Below are 11,532 nucleotides of genomic sequence, written 5' to 3'. Positions count from 1 at the left end.
CAGCATGGTTAAACCGATAGAATTTACAACAGAACGCCTGTTCCTACGCCAATGGAAAGAGAGCGATCGCCAACATTTTGCCGCTATGAGCGCCGATCCTGAGGTTATGGAATTCTTTCTGGCACCATTAAATGATGCTGAAAGTAATGCGATGGTCGATCGCTGTCAGGGGCTGATTGCTGAACGCGGTTGGGGCTTCTGGGCAGTAGAATTGAAACAAAGCGGTCAGTTTATTGGATTGGTTGGCCTGCATATTCCTACCGCAGAGTTACCGTTTTCACCCTGTGTCGAAATCGGCTGGCGTCTGGCTAAACCCTTCTGGGGTCAGGGATACGCCACCGAAGCCGCCCAAGGAGCCTTACGGGTAGGCTTTGAACGGCTGGGGCTGGAAGAAATTGTCGCCTTTACCGCAGTAATTAATCAGCGTTCTCAGGCAGTGATGAAAAAACTAGGCATGCAGCCGGCAGCCGATAATTTCGATCACCCAGCGGTAAAGGCAGGTCATCCGTTACGTCGGCACTGTCTGTATACACTCTCCAAGTCACAGTGGCTGGCGCTCGATAACCAATAACAATACATCGTGTCTGAACACCTTTTCAGGGAAGAAATTGGCCAGATGAACCACCCCATTACGTTATACAGCCCGGATGATTTTAGTCGCTGTACCTTAACCGGGCATGCGCTTTACCCGTCGATTAAAGCGCTGCTTTCCGCCGCACCCGGCGATCTCATCACTAACCTACCCGTTTCAACCCAATGTTACGCACTGGAGCTGGCGGGTGAACTGACGCTGGTAGCCCAAATCCGCACGGAGAAGCAGAAAACTTATACCGCCTCACTGATTACTCACTATTTTGACTACCTGCAAGATGAGCTGGATTTAATTGAGGGTCAGTACTGGAAAAAGCCGCTGAAGTTAGTCGTTCGTCTGTTGGGAAAGCTGTTCGCTCACCAACAATTAGATGATGTGGTGTATATCGGCAATACCTTTATTTCGACCAACTTCCACCCAGAGTGGAATGCAGAACAGCTACGCCATATCGATCGTTTTATCCGGCAGCGCTTTACCACTCAGCGCATTGTTTACCGTTCGCTCAATGACTATGCCCATCAGGACATGATGAAAAACCTGACGGCGCTGGGTTATCAACGTCTGGTATCACGGCAGGTTTTTATCACTGACCAGACGTTAGAGTCACAGAAAAAACGCAACAGTATCCAGCGGGACTTAAAGCTCCTAAAACAAACCACCTTCACGCTTCGCTTAATCGACCAAGATATACAACAATACGCGGAAGCGGCAAAACGGCTGTATGACGTGCTGTATCTGGATAAATATTCACGCTATAACCCACAGTTTACCGTGCAATACTTCGTGGATATGGTCAGGCATCGAGCGCTAACATTACACGGTGTGTTTGACGGCGATAAACTGGTGGCCATTGCCGGCTTATATAAAGTCGGTCATTCCCTAACGACCCCCCTTATCGGCTATGACCCGGATTACCCGCGACAGGCTGGGCTATATCGTATTGCCACGCTGATTTCCCTGATGCAGGCAGGCAACGGAAACGTGCTAAATATGAGCTCCGGCGCAGGGGATTATAAAATGCGGCGTGGTGCGCAGGTTTATCTGGAATACAGCTATTATGCTGATGTGCGCATCTCACGGCTAAGGCGCTACACATTCCAATTATTTGCAGGGCTGATCAATTGGCTCGGTGAAAAATACGGCAGGAAGCAGATATTTTGAAACATGTGATGCTAAGCGGTGGACGCTCCCCTATCTGTCTGGTTCTGGCTCGACTGTGGAAGAAAAAAGGTTGGAAAGTCTCAATTATTGAACATAAGTCAGTAACCTTTAGCCGCTTTTCCAACAGCGTAAGCCATTACCATCTGTTACCCGATCCGGTATATCACTTCGAACAGTTCAGCGCGTTGTTGCTGGAATTACTGGAGCGCGAACGGCCGGATGTCCTGATTCCAGTCAATGAAGATATTCTGCATTATGGCCGACTTCAGCAGCAGATCAGAGCATTATCCATCCAGTTTGACGTGGTAGCACAACCGCTGTTGGAGCAACTGCACGGTAAATTCTCCAATATTCAACTGGCTCAACAAGCGGGTATCCCTGCGCCTCACACCGAATATCTGTGTGATGATAATGTGGACTGGCAAAAATACATTGTGAAACCGGTCTATTCACGCTTTGGTAATCAGGTGATATTTGATCGGCAAGGGTTAAATCAGCGCCATCAGGGACAATACGTTAAGCAGCAGCGGATTAATGGGGTGCAGATCTGTACTTATGGTTTTGCTCGACAGGGTAAGCTATTAGCTTACGCCTGTTACCTGACCAATTTTGGTCTGGAAAACGCCGCCAGCTTGGTATTTACCCCTTATCGCTCGCAAAAAGTCTTCGAATATATGCAGCGTTTTATTGAAAGCCATCAATTAAGCGGTTCTATCAGCTTGGATTTTATGTATGACGGGCAGGAATACTATTTTATTGAATGCAATCCGCGTCTGACTCATGGTGCCGTACTGCTGGGCGAACAGCTTCCGCAGGTCTTTATGCCTGAATATATCCCGGAAAAAATCTTAATGATGGAGAAACAGCGCTACGGATTAAAAACCATCTGGTTGGCTAAAATCATCGGCAAGAAAAAATGGCGCAAAACCGGCAAAATCTATCGCCATAGTCAGGATATGATCGCGAATTGGCACGATCCTTGGCCATTCCTGCTGATGCCCTTTATTTTAGGCTGGTTAACCCTCTGCGCGCTGATAAAGCGTCAACCCCTGATCGATTATCTAACGGAAGATATTATTTATGATGCCGATTCATATCAGTCATCGGCACGCAAAAAGGTCCGCTAGTGCGAGACATCGCCTAGCGGACGAAGTGCTACAGGGTGCAAAAATCGGTCAACGGCTACTGTTAAGCCGTATGCGCAGTTAAATCCACGACTGCCGCGTCCGGCGCATTATGGCTAACGGACGTAATACCTGCATCCCTTGACTGTTCCGTGGTGTAAGTCTGACTGGTACCAATCACCTGACCGTTAGACGACTTCAGGTTAAAGCAGAACTTACTGTTTGAAGTCACCTTCTTCTCAAAATGCTTAACGTCACCGGCATGAGCTTTTACAGATTTAATCCCATTTTGGCAGTTCGCCTTGGTGGTATAGCCTTCACTAGCAAGAATAATCTGCCCGTTGCTCGCCTTTAAGCGGAAATAGAACTCATCATTTTTACCATGAAAAATTTCAAATTTAGCACTCATTGTCAGCTCACCTTTGATGGATAAAATATCTCTAGTGACAGCATCTCCCCATGTGGATATGGGATTCATTGCAACTTTATAGCGTCACCCTATGGTTAAAAGAGCCTACGTGCACCGCATAAAAATGAACTCTTTTTAACCTGTTGTTATTAAGCATAGTTGATGGAATGTACTCTGGTAGTCATTACCGCAAGAAAAATAGCCTGTAAAATTAATCTAATGATATTTAACGTAAATCTAACCAGTTGCTCGATAACCCCGATCGGTGCATTCAATATGTTTAAGATCGTGCGTTATTGCCTATCAATTTACGCAATAACGTGACCCAGCTTGCATGGTGAAAGATTAAATTAATGTTAATATTGTTGGTTAACTGTGTCTTATATTATGTAAATCAACAGTGATAACAAAGACTGGCAACCTCAGGTCTTTTCAGTCTGCCGAAACCTACACCCAGTGCTGCGGGCTTTATGCCATATTGCATTGAAAAGGATATAAAAATGGACGAACAACTAAAACAAAGCGCTCTCGATTTCCACCAGTTTCCGGTACCGGGAAAAATAAAAATCGTTCCAACTAAACCCCTTGCTACTCAACGTGATTTAGCCCTGGCCTATTCTCCGGGTGTTGCCGCCCCTTGTCTCGAAATTGCCGAAGATCCGCTGGCCTCCTATAAATATACCGCTCGCGGTAATTTAGTGGCGGTTATCTCTAACGGTACCGCTGTTCTGGGGCTGGGCAATATTGGTGCCCTCGCCGGTAAGCCGGTCATGGAAGGGAAAGGCGTTCTGTTCAAAAAATTCGCCGGTATCGATGTATTCGATATTGAGATTGATGAAACCGATCCAGAGAAACTGATCGATATTATCGCCTCTCTGGAACCGACCTTTGGCGGTATCAACCTAGAAGATATTAAAGCGCCGGAGTGTTTCCATATCGAGAAAGTCCTGCGTGAACGCATGAATATTCCGGTCTTCCATGACGATCAGCACGGTACGGCGATTATTTGTGCGGCCGCAGTCTTAAACGGTCTACGCGTCGTCAACAAACACATTGCAGAGGTTACATTAGTGGTTTCCGGCGCCGGTGCCGCCGCCATTGCCTGCCTCAACCTGTTAGTCGCTCTGGGTATGAAGAAAGAGCACATCAGCGTATGTGACTCTCGCGGGGTAATCTATCAGGGCCGCGACCAAAATATGGAAGAGAACAAAGCCCTGTATGCGGTGGTGGACAGCGGCAAGCGCAGTCTGGCCGACGTTATCGCTGGCTCAGATATTTTCCTTGGCTGTTCAGGCCCCGGCGTACTGACTCAGGATATGGTTAAACAAATGGCAAACCAGCCGTTGATTCTAGCCTTAGCCAACCCGGAACCCGAGATTCTTCCACCGCTGGCAAAAGCAGTGCGTCCGGACGCTATCGTCTGTACCGGTCGCTCCGACTATCCAAATCAGGTTAACAACGTCCTTTGCTTCCCATTCCTGTTCCGTGGGGCGCTCGACGTGGGTGCAACAGTCATCAATGAAGAAATGAAGCTGGCCGCGGTACGCGCCATTGCCGATCTGGCGCTGGCAGAGCAAAGCGATGTGGTTTCCTCCGCCTATGGCGATCAGGAACTCTCTTTCGGGCCAGAATATATTATTCCCAAGCCGTTTGATCCGCGTTTAATTGTCAAAATAGCGCCGGCAGTGGCCCAAGCAGCCATGGATTCTGGGGTCGCCGAGCGACCAATCCACGATATGGACGCCTACGTTGAGCATCTGACTCAGTTTATCTATAAAACCAATCTGTTTATGAAGCCAATTTTCTCTCAGGCGAAAAAACAGCTGAAGCGCATGGTGTTTGCAGAAGGGGAAGAAGAGCGTGTGCTGCACGCTACTCAGGAAATTATTTCCCAGAACCTGGCCTTTCCAATTCTGATTGGTCGCCCAAGCGTTATCGAAATGCGCCTGAAAAAACTCGGCTTGCAGATCGTTGCCGGCCAAGACTTTGAAATCGTGAATAACGAATCCGATCCACGCTTTAACGAATACTGGAATGAGTATTACCAGTTGATGAAGCGTCAGGGGGTGTCCCGTGAACAGGCGCAGCGTACGGTGATCGGTAATCCAACCCTGATTGGCTCGATTATGGTACAGCGCGGTGAAGCTGATGGCCTGATTTGCGGAACCATCGGTAATTATCACGATCACTATGATGTGGTGAAAAACATATTTGGCTACCGTGACGGCGTGAATACCGCCTGCGCCATGAATGCCGTTATTCTGCCAAGCGGTAACACCTTTATTGCCGATACTTATGTTAACGATGATCCAACGCCAGAACAGTTGAGCGAAATCACCTTAATGGCGGCAGAATCGGTACGCCGCTTCGGTATTGAGCCAAAGGTTGCCCTGCTGTCCCATTCAAGCTTCGGTACGTCCGATAGCCCAAGCGCCCGCAAAATGCGCCAAGTACTTGAGCTGGTGAAACAGGCTGCCCCAGAACTGGAAATCGACGGTGAAATGCATGGTGATGCCGCACTGGTAGAAAGCATTCGTCACGGTGTGATGCCAGACAGCCCACTAAAAGGTTCCGCCAATATTCTGATTATGCCAAATATGGAATCAGCGCGTATCAGCTACAACCTGCTGCGTGTTTCTTCCTCTGAAGGCGTTACCGTTGGTCCGGTATTGATGGGTATCTCGAAACCAGTCCATATCCTGACGCCGGTGGCTTCGGTAAGACGAATTGTGAATATGGTGGCTTTAGCCGCTGCGGAAGCACAAACGCAAACATTGTGATTGATTGGTTGAAGATAAAAAGCGAGCTCATTGCCTCATGCTTGTTCAGTTAAGAAAATGTGAGCAGTTTATCTTTGGTCCTTTCTATTGAGCGCTGGAATTCAGCCGACAACTGAGTGAGGGAGCACGTCCATCAGGGATGATGGACGAGGCGCTGCTTTGCCCGGAGCAAATCAGCGCCGGTGCGTTAACCCGAACGAAGACGGAGGGGAGTCGCCGGTAGGCGACCTGGATTCGGGGGCGAAGGCGCGGGAGTGCAGAGGGCGTTCTGTATGGATTATAGACATAGGTAACAGGTGTTCGGAGACATGGGTTACACATTATTTCTAATCCAATGGCCTACGTAAGTCAATTTTGGCAATACGCTGGTGAGTAAAATAGATATCTCTTTCATACTCATCAGCGGTTTCTTTTACCAGGACCGGATATCCCCAGAATGCATTGCTGACCAAATATCTCTTACCATAGAGACAGATGTGTCCATTCATTTGAACCTTTCTCACCACCAGCCCTTCATCATATTCTATTGCAGGCAATGTCTCAGGATAAGCACGCTGACTGATTTGATAACGCGAGATTGGTACCTCCAGTGATAAGGCATCGTGAGGCCGTTTGCAGTTATAAATTCGTCGCCAGCTATCAAAAGCCGTCTGGCATTGTCTCATTTCACTAAATGCCCGATTATTTAATACTTCCGCTTTTAAAGAACGATGAAAACGTTCGTCTTTACCTTGTGTCTGAGGATGATGAGGGCGTGAATGGGACACTCGTATTCCAAGATGAATTAACCAGGCACTTAAACGTGTAAAGCGGTAATGTGCTCGGGAAACTCCCCACGGTGCCCCATTATCCATTGTCATAGCAACGGGCAAGCCGTAATGGCGGAATACATCAATCAGAACGGGTTTAACATCGTCATGTGACTCGCCCTGACAACCTCGTAAACACAGTGAAAAACGAGAGTGGTCATCAAGAATAGTCAGTGGAAAGCAGCGCTGATTGCTGACATAGAACCACCCCTTAAAATCCATTTGCCACAAGTCATTGGGGTGAGGATGTTCAAAGCGCTGCCAGTGTTGAGCCTGTAGGGAAGCCTGAGGCTCAATGAGGTGATGACGCTTCAATATAGCGGCAACGGTGGCAACGGCAGGGACGCTTTCTCCTTTATTTTCCAGATATCGTTTGAGCTTTCTGGGTCCCCAGGCGGGATAACGTTGACGTAGCGTTATCAGCTTGAGTTCAACATCATCGGCGGTTTTGGAGGGTGAAGACAAGGGCTTACGTGAACGTTCAGCTAATCCCGGGAGACCTTGTTGCTGGTAACGAGAGAGCCATTTATAAGCCGTCTTCCGACTAATAGAGAATCGCCGTGCCAACTCAGAGATATTCGCCCCGGGTAAAGTGGCCAGAGTAACAAACTCTTCTTTTAAAGACATGATGGTAACCTCATTCCACGGCATATAACTCTCCTTAGTATGGAATAGTGATATGCCGATAATGGAACAACAAAACGTAAAAGCACCAGCGATTACGTTCTAAAAAGTGTTACCTATGTCCCTGAACACCTGTTACCTATGTCCCCAGTCCATACAGCGTTCGCTCTAACGCCCTTTGCTCGGCCACGTGCACCAACGTTAATTTATTCTCTGTACTGATAGTGGACGAAACTTTCGCCGTTATTCAGCTTAACCAACATCAACCTCATTACCCACTTTTTATTCGTCACTTACCTACTTTCTTCCTTTCTGATCTAAACCGTTTACTGACACTGACATAACGAATCTGAACACCTTGCTCGCCCGGCAAAACACCCAAAGTTGATCATTCTACATACCGTCCTAAACTTATTACATTGCACACTACATAAGTGAGAATGTCAGAAATGAGCCGAAAACTAACAGCCTTTGTGTTGACTGCACTAATCCCATTTGCATTAGCATCAATGCCTGCCATCGCAGATCCTCATGGAAACGGCAATGGGAATGGGAATGGGAATGGGAAAGCTCATCAGCAAAACCATGGCCAAAAACAACATGGCAAAAGTCAGCATAAAGAGAACAACAAAGCCAAAGGAAACGCTCACACTAATAAAGGGCCAGGCAATACCGCAGCGACCTTTGATCAAGCCAGAGAATTGGCGGTACGTTACGGTTTTACCGGGTATTCATCGCTTCCTCCCGGTATCGCTAAAAATTTAGCAAGAGGTAAGCCCTTACCTCCTGGCATTGCTAAAAAAATGGTGCCAACCAATATGCTAAACGAATTACCTCATTATCCTGGCTATGAATGGTATGTCGTGGGTGACGATTTGGTGCTTGTGGCCGTCACTACGCTTATTGTTAATACCATTCTTCAAGGGGTCTTTAACTAACGTCAGATATAAAATATCTAATCATAAAAATTTCCGCCGATCCTTTTTATGATTTATATAACGATAAAGGGCAGCGCCATAACATGGCACTGCCCTTTCTACTATCCAGACTAATGCTTAAATCTTAGCGGTCGCCAAATATTTAGCCATCTCTTCGGCTGGCACCATGCCACCACCGGTCGCCCAAACCAAATGGGTCGCATTTTTCATTTTTTCTGCCGTCAGTTGCTTATCTGCCAAATACTCGGCATCTTGCTCCACCCTTGACGGCCCAGCCATACCGGCCAGCGCAGAAGGTTCCAACTGAATAGCTTCATCACGGTTCAGCAACCCTAGCAGATCGTACATTTCTTGATCGCTGATGGTGTAGTAACCATCCAACAGACGTTCCATCGCCCGACCAACAAAACCAGATGCCCGACCAACCGCCAGTCCATCCGCAGCCGTGACGTTATCAATACCGAGATCCTGTACCGCGATATTATCGTGCAGGCCGGTATGTACGCCTAGCAGCATACATGGCGAGTGGGTTGGTTCAGCAAAAAGGCAATGAACGTGATCGCCAAATGCCAGCTTCAGACCAAATGCCACACCCCCTGGGCCTCCACCAACGCCGCAAGGTAAATAGACAAACAGAGGATGTTGTTCATCCACCACAATATTCATTTGCTCAAACTGCTTCTTCAATCGACTACCGGCGACGGAATAACCGAGGAACAGTGTCTGAGAGTTTTCATCATCGATAAAGAAGCAGTTCGGATCTGACTCCGCTTCTTTACGACCTTGCGCTACGGCGACGCCATAATCTTGTTCATATTCCACGACATTCACGCCGTGGGAACGCAGCTTCTGCTTTTTCCACTCTCGGGCATCGGCAGACATATGCACACTCACGCTAAAGCCTAATTTAGCGCTCATAATACCGATAGACATGCCCAGATTACCGGTTGAACCTACCGCAATACTGTACTGGCTAAAAAACTGTCTGAACTCATCAGAAAAGAGTTTGCTGTAATCATCACTCTCTTGCAGTAAACCCGCCTCCAGCGCCAGCTTTTCCGCGTGGGTTAACACTTCATAAATTCCGCCCCGGGCTTTAATCGAACCGGAGATAGGCAGATGGCTGTCTTTTTTCAGCAGAATTTTACCGGCGATATCGACGCCATAACGTTGCTCCAGCGTTGTTTGCATTGCCGGAATAGCTACCACGTCAGACTCAATAATACCGTTGGTTGCCTGAGTTTCCGGGAATGCCTGACACAGGTAAGGAGCAAACCGTTCTAAACGCTGTTCAGCATCCTTAACGTTATCATGGTTCAAACCGACATAGGGAAGTCCCTCTTTTAACGTCGTGGCTTTAGGGTTAAACCAGGTCACTTCCTCTAAATCAATCAGCTTTTTAACCAGTGGAAAATCGGTCATTAGTGTCTGAATTTCTGTGTTTTTCATAATATGTCTCTTTTCGGTTAAACCACGCCGTTAAACCCGGCGTTTAAAAACATAGCGAAGCAATACGGCTAAACCATTCCGCTAAACAATGTAAGAAAGAAGGAAAGTACCCGCCAATGCGATAAGCGAGGCGATAAACGTTGCCGTGGTGTAATACTTAAACGTCTCGCTTAACGTTGCACCACAATATTGTTTCACCAGCCAGAACAGGGAGTCCGTGACAATGGTGCAGCCAATCGCGCCTGAACCAATGGCTAAGGTAATAATCTCAGGGCTGATCTCCGGATACATAGGGAGTAAAGGTGAAACGATGGCGGTAGCGCCCATCATCGCTACGGTGGCCGATCCCACTGCCGCATGAAGAATAATGGCAACTAACCAAGCCAGTAGAATCGGATGCATATCCAGGTTGGACAAAATAATAGCCAACCCATCACTTAAACCGCTGCCTTTTAAAATCCCGTTAAATGCGCCGCCCGCACCGATAATCAGCAAAATGTTAGCAATAGAACCAAAGCACTCTTCTGTTTTCACCAGTAAGGTACTCATGCCCATATTACGCTTAATGCCCAGTACGTAATAAGCCACAAAGGCCGCAATAAGCATGGCGGTAATCGGATTACCAATAAACTCCAGCACGGTATACAGCGCCGTACCCTTCGTCATATTGAGTTCCGCCGCCGTTTTAACCAGCATCAAAACGATAGGCAATAAAACGGTAAACAGCGTGGCGCCCAGAGACGGTAGATCTTCCTCTTTGCGCACTTCAATATCGGAAAATTCTGCCGGTACCGCTTTAAACGGCAGACGATTACCCAGCAGTTTAAGGAATAGTGGCCCACCAATCAGGGAAGCAAACAAACCGACAATCAGACCGTAAACAATCACCGAACCAATATCGGCACCCAGTTTATTGGTGACGTACAACGCAGCCGGATGTGGAGGCACAATGCAGTGAACCGCCATTAATGCGGTACACAAAGGAATCGCCAACTTTAATAGCGAGGTATTGGTTTTTTTGGCGATGGAGAAAGCCAGTGGAATCAATAAGACCACACCAACTTCAACAAACAAGGTAATCCCGCACACTAGCCCAACCAGTACCATAATGACGTCAGGGGAGAGCCAGCGACACTTTTGCAAAGTGATGCCAATACGCTCAGCGGCTCCGGATATCTCCATCATCTTACCCAGAATGGTGCCTAAACCAATCACCGCCGCCAGAAAACCAAGGGTACCGCCAATGCCGCCTTCAATGGCATTTACCATATCCAACGGGTTCATGCCCATCAGAGCACCAACGTAGAAACTCGCCAGTAACAGTGCCAAAAACGGATGAATCTTCATTTTCACAATAGTGAAAACAATCAATATAATACTTGTTAATAACGTACCAATTATCCAGAGTTGTGAGTCCATATCCGACCTCTTTTTATAAGCGTAAACCCTGCGACTATTGAATAAGAAAGGGTGATGCCTGACAAACGATAAAAACACGCCTTGGCATGAGCTAGATTGAATCAAAATGGTGATATGCGTCAAAAAATCACCTTATACTGCAATTTGAATCACATTAATTCATGCTAAAGGCCTATCGTCCTGCTTATGCAGATATACTAGGCAAACGCACATTATTGAGTGGGACC

9 protein-coding genes are annotated in these 11,532 nt (G+C 47.4%); 5 read left to right on the top strand and 4 right to left on the bottom strand.

What is annotated here, in order from left to right:
• Positions 1–4 precede the first annotated feature (4 nt).
• Genes EL341_RS00100 through EL341_RS00090 form a run of 3 tightly spaced genes read left to right on the top strand, consistent with a single transcriptional unit; the run spans position 5 to position 2,880 of the window.
• Complete coding sequence (locus tag EL341_RS00100) at positions 5–571, top strand: GNAT family N-acetyltransferase (protein ID WP_126466712.1); 567 nt, start codon at positions 5–7, stop codon at positions 569–571.
• 45 nt (positions 572–616) lie between these two features.
• Positions 617–1,753, top strand: a complete 1,137-nt coding sequence (locus EL341_RS00095; RefSeq protein ID WP_126466710.1) for a GNAT family N-acetyltransferase — start codon at positions 617–619, stop codon at positions 1,751–1,753.
• A 5-nt stretch (positions 1,754–1,758) separates the two neighbouring features.
• Positions 1,759–2,880 carry an ATP-grasp domain-containing protein gene (locus EL341_RS00090; protein ID WP_232036625.1) on the top strand — a complete coding sequence of 374 codons (1,122 nt, stop codon included), beginning with the start codon at positions 1,759–1,761 and terminating at the stop codon, positions 2,878–2,880.
• A gap of 61 nt (positions 2,881–2,941) precedes the next feature.
• On the opposite strand, the gene EL341_RS00085 is transcribed toward EL341_RS00090, so the two are convergent.
• Complete coding sequence (locus EL341_RS00085) at positions 2,942–3,286, bottom strand: YegP family protein (RefSeq protein ID WP_047779489.1); 345 nt, start codon at positions 3,284–3,286, stop codon at positions 2,942–2,944.
• Positions 3,287–3,786: 500 nt separating this feature from the next.
• Between EL341_RS00085 and maeB the strand changes: the two genes are divergently transcribed.
• Entirely contained in the window at positions 3,787–6,066 is a 2,280-nt protein-coding gene (gene maeB, locus EL341_RS00080; RefSeq protein WP_126466706.1) for an NADP-dependent oxaloacetate-decarboxylating malate dehydrogenase, read from the top strand.
• 326 nt (positions 6,067–6,392) lie between these two features.
• Here maeB and EL341_RS00075 read toward each other — a convergent pair whose 3' ends face one another.
• Positions 6,393–7,526 (bottom strand): IS481 family transposase, encoded by a 1,134-nt coding sequence (locus EL341_RS00075; RefSeq protein WP_126466704.1) that lies wholly within the window; start codon positions 7,524–7,526, stop codon positions 6,393–6,395.
• Between the two features lie 422 nt (positions 7,527–7,948).
• Here EL341_RS00075 and EL341_RS00070 point away from each other — a divergent pair, with 422 nt between their 5' ends.
• Positions 7,949–8,437, top strand: coding sequence for an anti-virulence regulator CigR family protein (locus EL341_RS00070; protein ID WP_126466701.1), 489 nt, complete (start codon positions 7,949–7,951; stop codon positions 8,435–8,437).
• A gap of 117 nt (positions 8,438–8,554) precedes the next feature.
• On the opposite strand, the gene EL341_RS00065 is transcribed toward EL341_RS00070, so the two are convergent.
• Entirely contained in the window at positions 8,555–9,886 is a 1,332-nt protein-coding gene (locus EL341_RS00065) for a D-serine ammonia-lyase (RefSeq protein WP_074824425.1), read from the bottom strand.
• 81 nt (positions 9,887–9,967) lie between these two features.
• Positions 9,968–11,305, bottom strand: a complete 1,338-nt coding sequence (dsdX, locus tag EL341_RS00060) for a D-serine transporter DsdX (RefSeq protein ID WP_047779485.1) — start codon at positions 11,303–11,305, stop codon at positions 9,968–9,970.
• Positions 11,306–11,532 lie beyond the last annotated feature (227 nt).

It is taken from the genome of Pragia fontium (assembly GCF_900638655.1).
GTDB classification, from domain to species: domain Bacteria; phylum Pseudomonadota; class Gammaproteobacteria; order Enterobacterales; family Enterobacteriaceae; genus Pragia; species Pragia fontium.
The sequence above is the reverse complement of the archived record's forward strand: the minus strand, read 5'-3'. Positions and strand labels throughout refer to the sequence as shown.